General features: G+C 64.5%; 22 protein-coding genes. 15 read left to right on the top strand and 7 right to left on the bottom strand.

Annotated features, from left to right (window positions below; genetic code table 11):
* Positions 1-8 precede the first annotated feature (8 nt).
* Genes crcB through HFP57_RS12715 form a run of 6 tightly spaced genes read left to right on the top strand, consistent with a single transcriptional unit; the run spans position 9 to position 3,674 of the window.
* Complete coding sequence (crcB, locus tag HFP57_RS12740) at positions 9-386, top strand: fluoride efflux transporter CrcB (RefSeq protein WP_176870137.1); 378 nt, start codon at positions 9-11, stop codon at positions 384-386.
* Positions 383-1,483: an RluA family pseudouridine synthase gene (locus HFP57_RS12735; protein WP_176870136.1), complete on the top strand. Its 1,101-nt coding sequence runs from the start codon at positions 383-385 to the stop codon at positions 1,481-1,483. The genes crcB and HFP57_RS12735 overlap by 4 nt, the downstream gene beginning before the upstream one ends.
* Entirely contained in the window at positions 1,483-2,079 is a 597-nt protein-coding gene (locus HFP57_RS12730) for an FMN-binding negative transcriptional regulator (protein ID WP_176870135.1), read from the top strand. Before HFP57_RS12735 ends, HFP57_RS12730 begins: the two co-directional genes overlap by 1 nt.
* The gene (locus HFP57_RS12725) at positions 2,076-2,738 is read left to right on the top strand and encodes an HAD-IA family hydrolase (RefSeq protein WP_176870134.1); all 663 of its coding nucleotides are present in this window, start codon (positions 2,076-2,078) and stop codon (positions 2,736-2,738) included. The genes HFP57_RS12730 and HFP57_RS12725 overlap by 4 nt, the downstream gene beginning before the upstream one ends.
* Positions 2,735-2,968 carry a hypothetical protein gene (locus tag HFP57_RS12720; RefSeq protein ID WP_176870133.1) on the top strand — a complete coding sequence of 78 codons (234 nt, stop codon included), beginning with the start codon at positions 2,735-2,737 and terminating at the stop codon, positions 2,966-2,968. Before HFP57_RS12725 ends, HFP57_RS12720 begins: the two co-directional genes overlap by 4 nt.
* 10 nt (positions 2,969-2,978) lie before the next feature.
* The gene (locus HFP57_RS12715) at positions 2,979-3,674 is read left to right on the top strand and encodes an ATP12 family chaperone protein (RefSeq protein WP_176870132.1); all 696 of its coding nucleotides are present in this window, start codon (positions 2,979-2,981) and stop codon (positions 3,672-3,674) included.
* Between the two features lie 231 nt (positions 3,675-3,905).
* Here HFP57_RS12715 and HFP57_RS12710 read toward each other — a convergent pair whose 3' ends face one another.
* Complete coding sequence (locus tag HFP57_RS12710; protein ID WP_176870131.1) at positions 3,906-4,493, bottom strand: hypothetical protein; 588 nt, start codon at positions 4,491-4,493, stop codon at positions 3,906-3,908.
* A gap of 71 nt (positions 4,494-4,564) precedes the next feature.
* The gene (gene gmk, locus HFP57_RS12705) at positions 4,565-5,197 is read right to left on the bottom strand and encodes a guanylate kinase (RefSeq protein ID WP_176870130.1); all 633 of its coding nucleotides are present in this window, start codon (positions 5,195-5,197) and stop codon (positions 4,565-4,567) included.
* A 35-nt stretch (positions 5,198-5,232) separates the two neighbouring features.
* Here gmk and HFP57_RS12700 point away from each other — a divergent pair, with 35 nt between their 5' ends.
* Genes HFP57_RS12700 through HFP57_RS12685 form a run of 4 tightly spaced genes read left to right on the top strand, consistent with a single transcriptional unit; the run spans position 5,233 to position 7,750 of the window.
* Entirely contained in the window at positions 5,233-5,802 is a 570-nt protein-coding gene (locus HFP57_RS12700; protein ID WP_176870129.1) for a DUF2585 domain-containing protein, read from the top strand.
* An 18-nt stretch (positions 5,803-5,820) separates the two neighbouring features.
* The gene (locus HFP57_RS12695; RefSeq protein WP_176870128.1) at positions 5,821-6,138 is read left to right on the top strand and encodes an MmcQ/YjbR family DNA-binding protein; all 318 of its coding nucleotides are present in this window, start codon (positions 5,821-5,823) and stop codon (positions 6,136-6,138) included.
* Between the two features lie 55 nt (positions 6,139-6,193).
* The gene (locus HFP57_RS12690) at positions 6,194-6,619 is read left to right on the top strand and encodes a hypothetical protein (protein WP_176870127.1); all 426 of its coding nucleotides are present in this window, start codon (positions 6,194-6,196) and stop codon (positions 6,617-6,619) included.
* A 60-nt stretch (positions 6,620-6,679) separates the two neighbouring features.
* Positions 6,680-7,750 (top strand): transporter, encoded by a 1,071-nt coding sequence (locus HFP57_RS12685; protein ID WP_176870126.1) that lies wholly within the window; start codon positions 6,680-6,682, stop codon positions 7,748-7,750.
* Here the strand turns inward: HFP57_RS12685 and HFP57_RS12680 are convergent.
* From HFP57_RS12680 to HFP57_RS12660, 5 genes are all read right to left on the bottom strand, one after another.
* A complete protein-coding gene (locus HFP57_RS12680; protein WP_176870125.1) occupies positions 7,747-8,061 on the bottom strand; it encodes a hypothetical protein in 315 nt (104 codons plus the stop codon). The two genes, HFP57_RS12685 and HFP57_RS12680, sit on opposite strands and share 4 nt — an antisense overlap.
* Positions 8,061-8,921 carry a mechanosensitive ion channel family protein gene (locus HFP57_RS12675; protein WP_176870124.1) on the bottom strand — a complete coding sequence of 287 codons (861 nt, stop codon included), beginning with the start codon at positions 8,919-8,921 and terminating at the stop codon, positions 8,061-8,063. The genes HFP57_RS12680 and HFP57_RS12675 overlap by 1 nt, the downstream gene beginning before the upstream one ends.
* A gap of 96 nt (positions 8,922-9,017) precedes the next feature.
* Positions 9,018-9,632: a glutathione S-transferase family protein gene (locus HFP57_RS12670; RefSeq protein ID WP_176870123.1), complete on the bottom strand. Its 615-nt coding sequence runs from the start codon at positions 9,630-9,632 to the stop codon at positions 9,018-9,020.
* Positions 9,633-9,646: 14 nt separating this feature from the next.
* Positions 9,647-11,041: a class II fumarate hydratase gene (fumC, locus tag HFP57_RS12665; protein ID WP_176870122.1), complete on the bottom strand. Its 1,395-nt coding sequence runs from the start codon at positions 11,039-11,041 to the stop codon at positions 9,647-9,649.
* Positions 11,042-11,094: 53 nt separating this feature from the next.
* A complete protein-coding gene (locus HFP57_RS12660; RefSeq protein WP_176870120.1) occupies positions 11,095-11,577 on the bottom strand; it encodes an SspB family protein in 483 nt (160 codons plus the stop codon).
* A 317-nt stretch (positions 11,578-11,894) separates the two neighbouring features.
* On the opposite strand from HFP57_RS12660, the gene hisB reads away from it, so the two are divergent.
* The 5 genes from hisB to HFP57_RS12635 all read left to right on the top strand — a co-directional run bounded on the left by hisB (position 11,895) and on the right by HFP57_RS12635 (position 15,165).
* On the top strand, positions 11,895-12,485 hold the full coding sequence (gene hisB / locus HFP57_RS12655) for an imidazoleglycerol-phosphate dehydratase HisB (protein ID WP_176870119.1): 591 nt from the start codon (positions 11,895-11,897) through the stop codon (positions 12,483-12,485).
* The gene (hisH, locus tag HFP57_RS12650; protein ID WP_176870117.1) at positions 12,485-13,105 is read left to right on the top strand and encodes an imidazole glycerol phosphate synthase subunit HisH; all 621 of its coding nucleotides are present in this window, start codon (positions 12,485-12,487) and stop codon (positions 13,103-13,105) included. The genes hisB and hisH overlap by 1 nt, the downstream gene beginning before the upstream one ends.
* A gap of 157 nt (positions 13,106-13,262) precedes the next feature.
* Positions 13,263-13,994, top strand: coding sequence for a 1-(5-phosphoribosyl)-5-[(5-phosphoribosylamino)methylideneamino]imidazole-4-carboxamide isomerase (gene hisA, locus HFP57_RS12645; RefSeq protein WP_176870116.1), 732 nt, complete (start codon positions 13,263-13,265; stop codon positions 13,992-13,994).
* 79 nt (positions 13,995-14,073) lie between these two features.
* A complete protein-coding gene (gene hisF, locus HFP57_RS12640; protein WP_176870114.1) occupies positions 14,074-14,850 on the top strand; it encodes an imidazole glycerol phosphate synthase subunit HisF in 777 nt (258 codons plus the stop codon).
* 123 nt (positions 14,851-14,973) lie between these two features.
* The gene (locus HFP57_RS12635) at positions 14,974-15,165 is read left to right on the top strand and encodes a hypothetical protein (RefSeq protein ID WP_176870112.1); all 192 of its coding nucleotides are present in this window, start codon (positions 14,974-14,976) and stop codon (positions 15,163-15,165) included.
* Positions 15,166-15,179: the final 14 nt, after the last annotated feature.

Raw genomic sequence — 15,179 nt, 5'->3', positions numbered from 1 at the left:
TACGCCCGATGCCTCACCTGTTTCTCGTCATGGCGGGCGGCGCGATCGGCGCGGGACTGCGTTTCCTGCTCGGCCGCTTCGCCCTGCACCAGTTCGGCCCCGGCTTCCCCTGGGGTACGCTCGGCGCCAATATCCTGGGCGGGCTTGCCATGGGCGTGCTGGCCGGGCTGCTCGCCCGGTTCGGGGGCGGCGGCGAGGGATGGCGTCTGTTCGTCGGTATCGGGATATTGGGCGGTTTCACGACCTTCTCCGCCTTCAGCCTGGAAACCGTCAACATGATCGAGCGCGGCGCGATGGGGCTTGCCGCCGGCTATGCGCTCGTTTCGGTGATTGCATCGGTCGCGGCGCTGTTCGCCGGGCTCTGGCTGGTCAGGATCGCGGCATGACCAAAACCTTTAGCGACGATGTGCGGCAGTTCACGGTCGAGACCGAGGATGACGGCATCCGGCTCGACCGCTGGTTCAAACGCAACCTTCCCGAGGCGACCTTCAACATCGTCTCGCGCTGGTCGCGCACCGGGCAGCTCCGTCTCGACGGCAAGCGCGCGGCGCCGGGCGACCGCATCGAGACCGGGCAGGTGATCCGCGTGCCCCCGGCCGAAGCGCCCAAGTCGCAAAAGCCCAAGAAGGAGCGCCCGCCGCTCAGCCCGGACCAGATCGAATTCGCGCAAACGCTCGATTTTCACCGCGACAAGAGCGCGCTCGTCCTCAACAAGCCGCCGGGCCTCGCCACGCAGGGCGGCACCAAGACCAAGGACCATGTCGACGGGCTGCTCGACGCGCTCCAGTACGGCGCGGACGGACGTCCCAAGCTCGTTCACCGGCTCGACAAGGATACGAGCGGCGTGCTGCTCGTCGCGCGAACGCCGCGCGCCGCGGCCTTTTTCTCGAAGACCTTTTCGACGCGCAAGGCGACGAAAATTTACTGGGCCATCGTGATCGGCGTGCCCGAGATCGCGGACGGCGTGATCGACCTGCCGCTCGCCAAGCAGCCGGGCACGGGCGGCGAAAAGATGCATGTTTTCGAGGACGGCCAGCCGGCGAAGACACGCTACCAGGTGATCGAGCGCGCCGGAAACCGCGCGGCCTTCGTGGCGCTCCAGCCCTATACCGGGCGCACCCACCAGCTGCGCGTCCATATGGCGGCGATCGGTCATCCGATCGTCGGCGACGGCAAATATGGCGGGGCCGAGGCGTTCCTGACCGGCGGGATCAGCCGCAAGCTCCATCTTCATGCGCGGCGGCTGAAGCTGCCGCATCCCGATGGCGGACAGCTCGACGTAACGGCGGATCTGCCCGAGCATTTTGCGAACAGCCTCGCAGCGCTCGGATTCTCGCCCGAACTCGGCGACGCCGTATTTCAGGAGCCGGCGCGCGAGGATCCGAAACAGGCGCATAAGCGCGCGGCCAAGGCGCACGCGAAGGACCGGCGCCGGGCGCGGCGCGGCGAACGGCGCGGGCGCGGCAGCCGGGGGAAAGCCTGATGCATCCCAATCCCCGCTTTCACTGGCAGGACCGCGGAGCGATGGCCGAATTCGTCGAACAGGTCGGCTTCGGGATGGTCTTCGCCGAAACGCCCGACGGGCCGAGGGTCGCGCATATCCCGGCAATCCTCGAGGACGGCCGCCTGCTTTTCCATCTGGCGAAGGGCAATGCGCTGACCAGATATCTCGACGAGCGGACCGCGCTGTTCGTGGTCAATGGCCCGGACGCCTATGTGAGCCCCGACTGGTATGGCGAAGCCGACCAGGTGCCGACCTGGAACTATGTCGCGGTCGAGCTGGAAGGACCGGTCTCCATGCTTTCCAAAGATGCGCTCGTCGCCCAGGCCGATGCGCTCAGCGCGGCGCAGGAAGCGCGGTTCGACAAGACACCGTGGACGCGCGCCAAGATGAAGGACGGGCTGTTCGAGAAGATGCTGGGCGGGATCACGGGCTTCGCGCTCGAACCCAGGGCCTGGCGCGGCACGATCAAGCTCAACCAGAACAAGCCCGAAGAAGCGATCCGCAAGGCCGCCGATGAGATCGAGGCCAATGGCCGGCCCGCCATCGCGCACTGGATGCGCAACCTTCCGTCATGAGCAACCGTCTCGCCATTTTCGATTGCGACGGCACCCTTGTCGACAGCCAGGGCAATATCTGTATTGCGATGGAGCAGGCGTTCGAAGGCGCGGGCCTCGCACCGCCGCCACGCGAGGCGACGCGCCGCGTCGTCGGCCTCAGCCTCGTCGAGGCGATGCGGATGCTGCTGCCCGATGCCGAACCCGAGCGCCATTCCATGCTGGCCGAAGACTATAAGCGGGCCTTTACCGGAATGCGCAGCGCGGGAACCGTCCATGAACCGCTCTACGACGGCATCGCCGATACGATCGCGACGCTCGACGCGGCGGGCTGGCTGCTCGGCGTGGCCACCGGCAAGTCCGATCGCGGGCTCGATTTCGTGCTCGAATCGCACGGACTGACCGACCGGTTCGTCACGCTCCATACCGCCGACCGTCACCCGTCCAAGCCGCATCCTTCGATGCTCGAAGCCTGTATGGCGGACGCAGGCGCCGCGCCGGAGACCAGCGCGATGATCGGCGATACGAGCTTCGACATGGCGATGGCGCGCGCGGCGAACATACTGGCCGTCGGCGTCGCCTGGGGCTATCACGACGCGCATGAACTGAAGGCGGCGGGGGCCGACATCGTGATCGACAATCCTGCCGATCTCGCTGCCATCCTGGAGGAGCATGCATGACCCCCGAAGACCGCGAACGGCTCGCCAGGTCGCGCTTTCAAACACTCCAGCTGTTGCGCTTCACCGGCATCATCGTGATGATCATCGGCATGTGGATCTGGGCCGGCGACATTTTGCGCGCGGGCGGCTGGCCGATGCTCGGCATCCCGATCTTCGCGCTCGGCCTGTTCGAAGCGCTCGTGCTGCCGACCATCCTCGCCGGCCGTTGGAAAAGCCCGCCCTCCGAATAGATCGAGACGCATGAAACGCTTTTACGACAATGCGGACGCCAAGCGGACCAGCGATGGCTGGGCGATCGCGCTCGACGACCGGCCCGTGAAAACCCCGGGCCGCAAGCCGCTGGCCGTTCCCGCGCGCAAGCTCGCCGATGCGATCGCGGCGGAATGGGCGGGGCAGGAGGAGAAGATCGACCCGGCGGCGATGCCGCTGACCGGCTTCGCCAATGCCGCGATCGACCGGGTCGCACCGCATCGCGCGGATTTTGCCGCCGAACTCGCCCAATATGGTGAAACCGACCTGCTCTGCTATCGCGCCGACAGCCCGGCCGAACTCGTCGCCAATCAGTGCGCGGCCTGGGACCCGCTGCTCGACTGGGCGCAAAAGCGATTCGATATCGGCTTCGAAACCACCACCGGCATCGTCCACCGGCCGCAACCCGACGCGACCGTCGAACGGCTCAAGGCGGCGACCGAAGCCTTTGGGCCCTTCCATCTCGCCGGGCTCTCGCCGCTGGTGCGGATCGGCGGATCGCTTGTCGCCGCGCTGGCGCTGGCCGAAAATGCGTTCGACGAAGACACGGTCTGGACGGCGACGCGGATCGACGAGGACTGGCAGGCCGGCCAATGGGGCGAGGACGAGGAAGCCATCGCCGCCCGCGACGCCCGCCGCCGGGAGTTCAGCGCGGGCATGCGGTTCCTGCGGTTGCTCGAGGGCTAGGGTTTAGGGTTTCGGGGACTTTTTATTTGTCAGACGTGCGATTCTTATTGTCAGACTCGACCTGTCGGTCGAGCGCCGCACCGGCCCGCACCCCCACCCGGCCTCCCACTAGGGTATACTCAATGGGAAGTCGGGAGGGGGAGCGGACCGGTGCCGCGATTTCCCTATAGGGAAATTCTGACGAACAAATCCCGGTGCCGCGCTCGACCGGCAAGGTCGAGTCTGACGAACCTATCTCTCCTGTTCCTCTCCGAAACGGTCGTCGCTGTCGATATGCCTGGGCAGGAACCAGCGCGCGATGATCGCGCCCGCCACGATGAAGCTCAGCGCGTCGATGAAGAAGACGAAGCCGTGATAGATCCAGTCATGGTGCCACCAGACCGGATTGCCGAGATTCATGTAAAAGGCGGCGGCGATCCCGAACAGCGCGACGATCGAGATCCGCGCGCCGAAATCGCGGACATGGCCGGACAGGGTGAACAAAGCCGCCCCGATGATCAGCGCCGATATCAGCATATGGATGAACCCGGCGAGCATCGTCGAACCCGCGCCGATCGCGAAACCGCTCGGATTATAGTGGATCATCGCGATCGGCCCGTCGAGATACATGCGCTGCTGCACCTCGCCCGACCCGGAGGGCACGAGCACCGTGCGCGCCGCCTCATTGTCCATATTCGCGGCGAGTACGCTCTGGATCGCGGCCGCCTCGCTATCGCCGACATCGCCGACCGGAATGCTGCCGAGCAGCCCGTAGGCGATGAAACCGATGATGAACATGGCGACCGCCGCGACGATCGCGCCCGGAATGACTTTGAGCATGAGATTCTCTCCCCTAACCGTTGGCGCGAAAGCTACGCCTGCCGGGCGGCGATGAAAAGCCCGTCCGGGCCCTATCCCGTCAGCCCGCGCACGAAATCGACGAGCCCCGTGCGGCGGTTGCGGCGCAGCCGTTCGGCCTCGAGGATCGCCTTGGCCCGCGCCGCGCATTTCTCCGCATCGTCGTTGACGAGCACATAATCATATTCGGCCCAGTGGCTGATTTCCGCCGCGGCGCGCTCCATCCGCCCGGCGATGACTTCGTCGCTGTCGGTCCCGCGCCCGCGCAGCCGGCGTTCGAGCTCCTCCATCGATGGCGGCAGGATGAAGACGCGGACGATATCGGGATCGACCTGCTTCAATTGCTGTGTCCCCTGCCAGTCGATATCGAGCAGCACGTCGCGCCCGACATCGAGCGCCTTGTTCACCTCGGCCTTGAGCGTGCCGTAGCGCCGGTCGAAGACATGCGCCCATTCGAGAAATGCGCCCTGCTCCACCATCCGGTCGAACTCGGCATTGTCGACGAAGTGATAATGCGCGCCGTCGGTCTCGCCCTCGCGGATCGGCCGGGTCGTCGCCGATACCGACAGCGAAATCTCGGGATCAGCCGCGAGCAGCTTGCGCGCGATGGTGGACTTGCCCGCCCCGCTCGGCGATGAAAGGACATACAGGAGCCCGCGGCGCTCAAGCTGGATCGGATCGGCCATGGTCCCGGTTCGCGCAAGCGTGCCGAGACGTCAAGATGGGGGAGGGCGATATCGCACGCCATTACTGGATTACCGCGACGGCCATCGTCCTCGCCGCGGCGATCATCCTCTATCTGATGGGCCGCAACCCGATCTGCACTTGCGGCGAGATCAAATTTTGGGTCGGCGAGGTCCATGGCCCGGACAACAGCCAGCATCTGGCCGACTGGTATGTACCGAGCCATATCATCCATGGCTTTCTCTTCTGCGGCCTGGGCTGGCTGCTCCTGCGCCGCCGCCCGGTCGGCCTCTGGTTCTGCCTCGCGGTTGCGATCGAGGCGGCCTGGGAAGTGCTCGAAAACTCGCCGATCATCATCAACCGCTATCGCGAGGCGACGGCGGCGTTCGGCTATTCTGGCGACGCGATCATCAACTCGATCGCCGATATCGGCTGGATGGCATTGGGTTTCCTGATCGCCCGGCGCATCGGGCTGTGGCCGACCGTCGCCATCGCGCTCGCCTTCGAGCTGTTCACGCTCTGGATGATCCGCGACAACCTCACGCTCAATGTGCTGATGCTGGTCTGGCCGATCGATGTGATAAGGGAGTGGCAGGCGGCGCTGTGAGGCCTGAAAGGGGGTGCGATGACCGACATACTCGAAACGATAAAGCTGAAGGCAAGCCAGTATCCCGAGGTCGCGGAAGTCACATCGTGCACCCAAAACTCGTTCAAGCGGGGAAAGAAGGCGTTTCTCTTCGCCGGAGAACAGGGCGGCCGGTACAAGGTGATGCTCAAGCTGAAGGACTCCATCGCCGAGGCGGAAAAACTCGCCGCGGCCGAACCGGACAGTTATCAGGTCGGAAAACCGCCCTGGGTCACCGCACGCTTCTCGAACGAAGACCCGATTCCCGCCGACATCTGGCAGCGGTGGCTCGACGAGAGCTACGAACTCAGCGCCTGACGGCAGGGCCGAATAGGGATAGCCAAGCCCGACCCGATCCGTCATAGCGCGCGCGATGGCAAATCGGCTTTCCCCTTTGAAACGGCTGCGCGGGAGCCGCGTCCGGTTCCTGGCGGCGGTTTTCTTGGTCGCCCAGGCGCTCGTCCCGAACGGCTTCATGCCGGTTTTCGGTGCCGACGGCCCGCGGATCATGCTCTGCACGGGTCAGGGGCTGCAACGCGCGTCGCTGCCCGACAATGCCCCGGCCGCCATGCTCGCGCTTGCCGATGCGATGGACGACGAGCCGGCGCCGGAAAGCGACAACACGCCCTGCGACTATGCGGCGGCACCCAATTCCATCGCCAAAACATCGGCGATCGCGATCGCGAAGATCCCGCCGCCCTCCGGCGCAACCAGCTTCCCGCCCGCCGGTCTTGTCGCCATCGGCGCCGGGCTCGCCGCGCCGCCGCCGCCGCAGACCGGACCCCCGCTCACCTTCTGAACCGACCATCGCGCTCGATCCCGGGTGCGAACCACCATCGATTCAGCAAGGATATGTTTCGTGAAACACGCTTCTCTCGCGGCGCTTTCCGCCGCGCTTCTCGCTACCCCGCTCGCCGCGCATGACGGTGCCCATGCCGACGGACATGCGCCGATCGGCGTCATGGCCGATCATACCCATTCCGCCGGCGAGGTCATGTTCTCCTACCGCTTCATGCATATGGACATGGGCGGCAACCGCATCGGCACCGACACAGTGACGCCCGACGAGATCGTCACCACCGTTCCCAACCGCTTTTTCGGCAATCCGGGCCAGCCGCCGACCCTGCGCATCGTGCCGACCGAAATGCGGATGGACATGCACATGATCGGCGCGATGTATGCGCCGACCGACTGGGTCACCTTGATCGCGATGGGCAGCTATATCTCCAAGGAAATGGAGCATATCACCTATCAGGGCGGTATGGGCACTACCCAGCTCGGCGGCTTTACCACCCGGCCAGAAGGCATCGGCGATATTACCGTCGGCGGCCTGTTTCCGATCACCAAAGCGCATCGACGCTATGAGGTGCTGGCCCGTGCGGCAGTCAGCATACCGGTGGGATCGACGACCGAGACCGACGATATCCTGACGCCGACGGGCGGCACGCCGACGATCCGGCTACCCTATTCGATGCAGATCGGCTCCGGCACCTGGGACCTGAAACCCGCGCTCACCTATCGCGGCTATGCGGACGAGGCGAATATCGGCTGGGGGCTGCAATATAACGGCACGATCCGGCTCGGCGAGAACGACAATGGCTTCGCCTATGGCGACGTGCATGAGGTGACGGGCTGGGTCAGCTATGAGCCCGCCTACTGGATCAGCTTTTCAGGTCGCCTCGCGGCGCGCACGACCGGCCGGGTGGACGGCATCGATCCGATGATCATGGGGCCGGTCCAGACCGCCAATCCCGATTTCCAGGGCGGCGGGCGCATCGATGCGTTTGTCGGCGTCAACCTGGCCGCGCAAGGCGGGCTGGAAGGTCAACGGCTCGCGATCGAGGTCGGCACACCGATCTATCAGGACCTGAACGGGCCGCAGATGGACACCAACTGGACGCTCACTCTGGGCTGGCAGGGAACCTTCTAGGACGCGGCCGGCGGTTCGCTCGCAGGCGCGGCGGCCGCGGCGATATCGGTTTCGCCCTCGGCGCGCGCGGCTGCCATTTCGGCATCGCGCGCGTCGAGACCGCCGGTTTCAGCCGCCTCGCGCTCGCGTTTTTTGTCCCACAGATATTTGGCGACGAGGCCGCCGCCGACCAAAGCCGCACCGGGGAGCGAGCGGGTCGCGATCCGCGCGGCGATCAGGCCGAGGCCCGCACCGAGAATTCCGCGCCCCGCGGTCCGGCGGCGCACGCCGCTGCCGACGGCGCCCCGGGCTATGCTTCTGATCAGGCTCATCATTTACTCTCCAGCGGTACGGGTTCCTTGAACGTATGGGTAACGTACGGGAACGGTATTTCGATCCCGGCGTCGTCCAATGCCCGTTTCACAGCACGGATCACCTGATCGCGGCTTTCATGCATGTCGCGCGGTTTCGATCCCGACCACCAGCGGATGCGGTAATCGACCGAACTCGAATTGAACTCGGTGGCGAAGATGTCGATGCCTCTCGACGTGTCGACCTTGTCACAAGTCTTGACCGCCTCCTCGATAACCTCGGCCGCCTCGTCGAGATCGACATCGTAGGCGACGCCGCACACGACCTCGTGCCGGCGGCCCGGGTCGTCGGTGAAAATCTCGACCGGGTTCTTGAACAGGATCGAGTTGGGAACGATCGTCACTTCGTTCGAAAGCTTGCGGATATGGGTTTCGCGCAGGGTTATCTTTTCGACCTTGCCGGTAATCCCCTCGCATTCGATGACATCGCCGATCCGCATCTTTTCGCGGATCATGATCAGCACACCGGCAAGAAAATTCTCGAAAATGTCCTGAAAGGCGAAGCCGATCGCGACCGCACCTATGCCGAGACCGGCAAGGATGCTGGCGGGCGTGATGCCCGGGAGAATGATCGCGGCGGTCGCGAACAGGCCGATGATCCAGATAAAGATCGTCACGACCGTTTCGATCAGCGTCAACAGACTCGGCCGGATATCGGTCTTGCCGATGAAGCGATGCGCGATCTTGCGGCCGCCCTTGGCCAGCGCCCAGGTAATGACGAGAATAAACAGCCCGATCGCGAGTTGCGGCAGCATCCGCACCGTCGCCTCGGCCATGTCGCCAAGCTGATCCTGTAATATCGTTAGAAAACCTGCGTCCATTGTTGCCCCATCATGTTCGATTTCTCTCCATCAACGGGGATGGAGCGGCGATTGTTCCGGATGTCAAACAACCGGCGGAGGTCGAACGCGAAAGGATCAGGCGCGCTGAACGCTTTCGCGCGTGGACACGCGGTCATGCCAATCGCGGAGATTGCCGGCGTCTTCGGGCATGTCGAGGCCGATCCACAGGGCGAAATCGACCGTCGTCAGCAGCATGATATCTGCCATCGAATAGCGCTCACCCGCCAGATAGTCGGATCCGTCGAGCTGACCGTCGAACCAGGCCTTCGCCTTGGCGACGCGCTCCTTGCTGGCCTCGCCGAAATCGGTGAACTGCCGGCCGAGTCCGGCGGTGAACGGGTGGCTATGGATCCAGACCATGCCGACCGGCACCATCAGCATGTTCTCGACCCGGCGGAGCCACATATCGATCCGCGCCATCTCTTCCGGGCTCGAGCCGAACAGGGGCGGATCGGGGTGCAGTGCTTCGAGATAGCGGCAGATGGATACGCTCTCGGCGATAACGGTTCCGTCGTCGAGCTCGAGTGCGGGCAGCTGGCCAGCCGGGTTTTTCGCCAGGAAATCGGGCGCCTTCTGCTCGCGCTCGACGATGGCGAGGTCGCGCATCGGGATATCGAGCCCCTTCTCGGCGAGGAACAGGCGGACCCGGCGCGGATTGGGCGCGGGATCGGGCGCATTGTAGAGCAGCATGCCGAGGCCTTTCCCTAGCGGCCGATCATCTTTTCCGGGCGCACGACCCGGTCGAAGGTTTCCTCGTCGACCAGCCCCAGCTCGAGCCCCGCTTCCTTCAGGGTCTGGCCCTTTTTGTGTGCATGTTTCGCGATCGCGGCGGCGTTGTCATAACCGATCTCCGGCGCCAGCGCTGTGACCAGCATCAGCGAGCGATCGACAAGCTCCTTTATCTTCTCGCGATTGGGTTCGATGCCCGTAACGCAGCGTTCGGCGAAACTCGTCATGCCTGTCGCCAATAGATTGATCGAGCGCAGAACATTGGCCCCGATCAACGGCATGAAGACGTTGAGTTCGAAATGTCCCTGCATACCGCCCACCGTAACGGCCTGGTGATTGCCGATTACTTGCGCGGCGACCATGGTCAGGCTTTCGCACTGGGTGGGATTGACCTTGCCCGGCATGATCGAGCTGCCCGGTTCGTTGGCCGGCAGCGAAAGTTCGCCGAGCCCGGAGCGCGGCCCCGATCCGAGGAAGCGGATATCGTTGGCGATCTTGGTGAGTGCCACAGCGAGCGTGTTGAGCGCGCCGGAGAAGAAGACGAGCCCGTCCTTGGCGGCGAGGTGCTCGAATTTGTTGGGCGCGCTTTCGAAAGCGAAACCGGTAATGTCGCTGATCGCGCCGGCCATGTCCCCGGCCCAGCCCTCGGGCGCGTTGAGCCCGGTGCCGACCGCCGTGCCGCCGATGGCGAGCTTGGCTATATTGCCCTGGAGCGCGCCCTCGATCCGCGCCTTGCAGCTGATCAGCTGCGCCGCATAGCCGGAAAATTCCTGACCGAGCGTCAGCGGCGTCGCATCCTGGGTATGGGTGCGGCCGATCTTGACGATATCGTCCCAGGCCTCCGCCTTGTCCGTGATCGCACTGATCAGCATGTCGAGCGCCGGGACGAGCCGGTCCCGCGTCGCCAGCGCCGTGGAAACGTGAAGCGCCGTCGGGAAACTGTCGTTCGAGCTTTGCGACATGTTGACATGATCGTTTGGATGCACCGGATCCTTGCCGCCGCGCGTCCCCGCCAGCGCCTCGTTGGCGATGCCCGCGATCACCTCGTTGACATTCATATTGGTCTGCGTGCCGGAGCCGGTCTGGAAGATGGTCAGCGGAAACTCGCCGTCATGCGTGCCCTCGCGGATCGCCGTTGCAGCAGCCTCGATCGCATCGGCGACCTTCTCGTCCAGCCCGTGCTTCTTGTTGACCCGGGCCGCCGCCTGTTTGACCGCCGCCTGCGCGTGAACGATGCCGAGCGGCATACGCTCGTGCGAGGCGAACGGAAAATTTTCGAGGCTGCGCTGGGTCTGCGCGCCCCAATAGGCATCGGCAGGCACCTCGATCGGGCCGATGGAGTCGGTTTCGGTACGAGTGGTATCTGTCATGGGATATCAGGTTCCTGTTATCGGCCGGAACTCGAACGGGGAGGACCGGGCCTCTATTTCTTGCGTTTGAAATCGACCGCGACGACGTTGGAGCCATCTTCGATGGGCTCGGCCGGAGGCGGATCATTTTCGGCATGATCATGGTCGCCCGGGGCGCTGTCGTCGCCCTGCGCCTGGAACTGCAGCGCGAAATTCACCGCCGGATCGACGAAACCCGTGATCGCGGCGAACGGCACGACCAGCGTCGACGGCACCTGGTTGAAGCTCAGCCCGACCGAAAAGCCGTCCTCGTCGACCGTCAGGTCCCAGAAGCGCTTCTGCAGCACGATCGTCATCTCGTCGGGGAAGCGTTCGAGCAGATGGCCGGGAATATCGACGCCCGGCGCCCTGGTCTTGAAGGTGATGTAGAAATGATGGTCGCCCGGCAGGTCGCCCGCCTCGCCGACCTCGCTCAGCACCCGGCCGACGACCGCGCGCAAGGCCTCCTGGACGATTTCGTCATAGGGAATCAGGCTGTCGGGCGTCTCATCCGTCATGCCGGTTTGGTGAACGCGTCGGCGGCAGGGGTCAATATTTGTTTGTCAGAAACTTGCCGCCGCAAGTCCGCCGCATCGGGTTTTTGTTTGTCAGACTCGACCTGGCGGTCGAGCGCGGCACCGGGTTCTTGTTTGTCAGAATGTTGCTAGCGCAACATCTCCGCACCAGCCCTCTCCCCCTTCCCGACCTCCCACAGGGTACAGTCAATGGGAGGTCGGGAAGGGGGAGAGGGCTGGTGCGGCGCCTGAGCGCAGCGAAGGTCTGACAAAATGATTCACCTCTGGCCAAATCCCGCCAAACTCTTATACCGCGCGCCATGCGCACCGCTTCGATAGCCCGCCAGACCGGCGAGACCGATATCGCCGTCGAGATCAATCTCGACGGGACCGGCGCCTATACCGTTTCGACCGGCATCGGCTTTCTCGATCACATGCTCGAACAGCTGTCGCGCCATTCGCTGATCGATATCGATCTCAAGGTCGATGGCGACCTGCATGTCGATCAGCATCATACGACCGAGGACAGCGCGATCGCGCTCGGCGAGGCGGTCGCGAAAGCGCTCGACGACAAGGCGGGGATCCGGCGCTACGGCTCGGCCTATTCGCCGATGGACGAAACCTTGAGCCGGGTGGCACTCGATATTTCGGGGCGGCCCTTTCTCGTATGGAATTCGGGCTTCAGCCAGGAACGGCTGGGCGAGATGGATACCGAGCTGATCCAGCACTGGTTCCACAGTTTCGCCGGTTCGGCGGGCATCACGCTCCATATCGAAACGCTGTACGGCGAGAATAACCACCATATCTGCGAGAGTATCTTCAAGGGGCTGGCGCGCGCGCTGCGCGATGCGGTCGAGATCGATCCGCGCAAAGGCGGCGCGATCCCCTCGACCAAGGGCACGCTCGGCTGATGGGCGAGCGCATTGCGCTGATCGATTACGGCGCGGGCAATTTGCGGTCGGTTCACAATGCACTGATGGCGGCCGGCGCGGAGGCAATCGATGTGACCGCCGAGGCCGAGGCCGTGCGAGACGCCGACCGGATCGTTTTGCCCGGCGTCGGCGCCTTTGCGGCCTGCATGGATGGTCTGTCCGCGCTGCCGGGCATGGTCGAGGCGCTACACAGCGCCGCCATCGACAAAGCGCGCCCCTTTCTCGGCATCTGTGTCGGCATGCAATTGATGGCCGAGCGCGGCGAGGAACATGGCACGCATCAAGGACTGGGCTGGATCGCGGGCACGGTGCAGCCGCTGGCGAGCGACGATCCCCGCCTCAAGATCCCGCATATGGGCTGGAACGACGTGACGCCGCAGGGCGAACCGCCGCTGATCGAGCCGGGCGAGGCCTATTTCCTGCACGGCTATCATGTCGCGCTTACCGATGCGGCGGACGCCTATGCGATGACCGATCATGGCGGCCCGGTGACGGCGGCGATCGGCCGCGACACGATGATCGGCGTACAGTTCCATCCGGAAAAATCGCAGGGTTATGGCCTTTCCTTTCTTCGACGCTTTCTGGACTGGCGGCCATGAAATCATTTTGTCAGACTCGGCCTGACGGTCGAGCACCGCACCGGCCCGCACCCCCTCCCGACCTCCCACGAATGTATCCTGATTGGGAGGTCGGGAGGGGGTGCGGGCCGGTGCGGCGATTTTCCGGCAGGGAAATTCTGACAGAAGGAATTTCCTCATGAGCCTCATCGTCTTTCCCGCGATCGATCTGAAGGCCGGGCAGGTGGTGCGCCTCGCGGAGGGCGATATGGACCGCGCGACCGTCTATGGCGACGATCCGGCCGACCAGGCGCGGATCTTCGCCGAAGCGGGGGCGGAGCACGTCCATGTCGTGGATCTCGACGGCGCGTTCGCGGGCGAAGCGAAGAATGCCGAGGCCGTGGAGTCCATCGTCCAGACCTTCCCCGGTTATGTGCAGCTCGGTGGCGGCATCCGGATCCGCGCCGATGTCGAACGCTGGTTCGATCTCGGCGTCGCGCGGATCGTGATCGGCACGGCCGCGCTGACCGATCCCGATTTCGTGAAGGAAGTGGCGCGCGATTTTCCCGGCGGCATCGTCGTCGCGGTCGATGCGAAAGGCGGCTTCGTGGCGACCCAGGGCTGGGCCGAAACCTCCGAGGTCAGCGTCATCGACATGGCGCGGCGGTTCGAGGATGCGGGCGTCGCCGCTTTGCTGTTCACCGATGTCGGGCGCGATGGGCTCTTGAAGGGCTGCAATATCGAGGCCACGGTCGACCTTGCCAATGCCACCGATATCCCCGTCATCGCCTCGGGCGGGGTCAAGGGCATCGCCGATATCCACGCGCTCAACATCCATGCCGATGCGGGAATCGAGGGCGTGATTACGGGCCGCGCGCTGTATGACGGTACGCTGGATCTCGCGACGGCGCTGGCGCTGGCTGCGAAATGATTGAGCCGATCTTTCTTTGTCAGAATTTCGCTGACGCGAAATCGCGGCACCGCCAGGTCGAGTCTGACGGAAAAAGCCCATGACCGTCCGCCGCCGCATCATTCCCTGTCTCGATGTCGCCAATGGCCGTGTCGTGAAGGGCGTCAATTTCGTCGATCTCGCCGATGCCGGGGATCCGGTCGAACAGGCGCGGGTCTATGACGCGGCCGAGGCGGACGAACTCTGCTTTCTCGACATCACGGCGAGCCATGAGGAGCGCGACACCTTGCTCCATATCGTGGAGCGGACAGCAGCCGTCTGTTTCATGCCGTTTACGGTGGGTGGCGGCGTTCGCACGCCCGATGATGCGCGCCGGCTGCTGCTCGCCGGCGCCGACAAGGTCGCGGTCAACAGCGCGGCAGTGGCCCGCCCCGAACTGGTGCGCGACATGGCCGAACGCTTCGGCAGCCAGTGCGTCGTCGGTTCGATCGATGCGCGTGCGGACGGCAAGGGCAGCTGGGAAATCTTCACCCATGGCGGCCGGCGCGGAACGGGCGTCGACGCGGTCGTGCATGCGCGGCGGCTGGCCGAGCTCGGCGCCGGCGAGCTGCTGGTGACGTCAATGGACCGTGACGGCACGAAGGACGGTTACGATCTGGAGCTGACGCGGACGATCGCGGACAGTGTTACCGTACCTGTTATCGCATCCGGAGGTGTGGGCACGCTCGACCATCTGGTCGAAGGCGTCCGCGACGGCCATGCCGATGCCGTGCTGGCCGCCTCCATCTTCCATTTCGGGACGCACAGCATCGCTGAAGCCCGGGCCGCCCTTGCCGCGGGCGGAATCCCGGTTCGCGGCCGAAAAACCGTCGGGTAACTTTACACTAACCATATTTCTCAATCCGGGATTAACCATTGCCGGGCCGAAACATTCGGCATGCCCCCGAACTGGCCGGATCCTTGCATGGTAAACACGGAATTGACTGTTTCAGGAGCGTGAATGTCCCTCGCCCGCATCATCGTCGCCTTTATGGCCGCCATCGCGATTGGCGCCACGCCCGCTGTGGCGGCGGCGATCAGCGTCGATGCGCCGGGTGATATCGCGCTTTTCGCGCTGGGCGTAACCGGCCTGCTCGTCGGACGCCAGATCAGCAAGCAGCGAAAAAAGAACGGCTCGGACGAGCCCGGTTGACGCGGCCGGGCGCT

Source organism: Parasphingopyxis algicola (assembly GCF_013378075.1).
GTDB lineage: Bacteria > Pseudomonadota > Alphaproteobacteria > Sphingomonadales > Sphingomonadaceae > Parasphingopyxis > Parasphingopyxis algicola.
This window is presented reverse-complemented; position numbering and strand designations above follow the sequence as displayed.

Bases quoted from the DNA above. Each gene is read 5' to 3' on its own strand.
- HFP57_RS12635 (WP_176870112.1), top strand. From the start codon at position 14,974: ATGTCCCTCGCCCGCATCATCGTCGCCTTTATGGCCGCCATCGCGATT.
- HFP57_RS12710 (WP_176870131.1), bottom strand. From the start codon at position 4,493: ATGCTCAAAGTCATTCCGGGCGCGATCGTCGCGGCGGTCGCCATGTTC.
- hisH (WP_176870117.1), top strand. From the start codon at position 12,485: ATGGGCGAGCGCATTGCGCTGATCGATTACGGCGCGGGCAATTTGCGG.
- HFP57_RS12715 (WP_176870132.1), top strand. From the start codon at position 2,979: ATGAAACGCTTTTACGACAATGCGGACGCCAAGCGGACCAGCGATGGC.
- hisB (WP_176870119.1), top strand. From the start codon at position 11,895: ATGCGCACCGCTTCGATAGCCCGCCAGACCGGCGAGACCGATATCGCC.
- HFP57_RS12660 (WP_176870120.1), bottom strand. From the start codon at position 11,577: ATGACGGATGAGACGCCCGACAGCCTGATTCCCTATGACGAAATCGTC.
- hisA (WP_176870116.1), top strand. From the start codon at position 13,263: ATGAGCCTCATCGTCTTTCCCGCGATCGATCTGAAGGCCGGGCAGGTG.
- crcB (WP_176870137.1), top strand. From the start codon at position 9: ATGCCTCACCTGTTTCTCGTCATGGCGGGCGGCGCGATCGGCGCGGGA.
- fumC (WP_176870122.1), bottom strand. From the start codon at position 11,041: ATGACAGATACCACTCGTACCGAAACCGACTCCATCGGCCCGATCGAG.
- HFP57_RS12680 (WP_176870125.1), bottom strand. From the start codon at position 8,061: ATGAGCCTGATCAGAAGCATAGCCCGGGGCGCCGTCGGCAGCGGCGTG.
- HFP57_RS12725 (WP_176870134.1), top strand. From the start codon at position 2,076: ATGAGCAACCGTCTCGCCATTTTCGATTGCGACGGCACCCTTGTCGAC.
- HFP57_RS12695 (WP_176870128.1), top strand. From the start codon at position 5,821: ATGACCGACATACTCGAAACGATAAAGCTGAAGGCAAGCCAGTATCCC.
- HFP57_RS12720 (WP_176870133.1), top strand. From the start codon at position 2,735: ATGACCCCCGAAGACCGCGAACGGCTCGCCAGGTCGCGCTTTCAAACA.
- HFP57_RS12670 (WP_176870123.1), bottom strand. From the start codon at position 9,632: ATGCTGCTCTACAATGCGCCCGATCCCGCGCCCAATCCGCGCCGGGTC.
- HFP57_RS12730 (WP_176870135.1), top strand. From the start codon at position 1,483: ATGCATCCCAATCCCCGCTTTCACTGGCAGGACCGCGGAGCGATGGCC.
- HFP57_RS12700 (WP_176870129.1), top strand. From the start codon at position 5,233: ATGGGGGAGGGCGATATCGCACGCCATTACTGGATTACCGCGACGGCC.
- gmk (WP_176870130.1), bottom strand. From the start codon at position 5,197: ATGGCCGATCCGATCCAGCTTGAGCGCCGCGGGCTCCTGTATGTCCTT.
- HFP57_RS12735 (WP_176870136.1), top strand. From the start codon at position 383: ATGACCAAAACCTTTAGCGACGATGTGCGGCAGTTCACGGTCGAGACC.
- hisF (WP_176870114.1), top strand. From the start codon at position 14,074: ATGACCGTCCGCCGCCGCATCATTCCCTGTCTCGATGTCGCCAATGGC.
- HFP57_RS12675 (WP_176870124.1), bottom strand. From the start codon at position 8,921: ATGGACGCAGGTTTTCTAACGATATTACAGGATCAGCTTGGCGACATG.
- HFP57_RS12690 (WP_176870127.1), top strand. From the start codon at position 6,194: ATGGCAAATCGGCTTTCCCCTTTGAAACGGCTGCGCGGGAGCCGCGTC.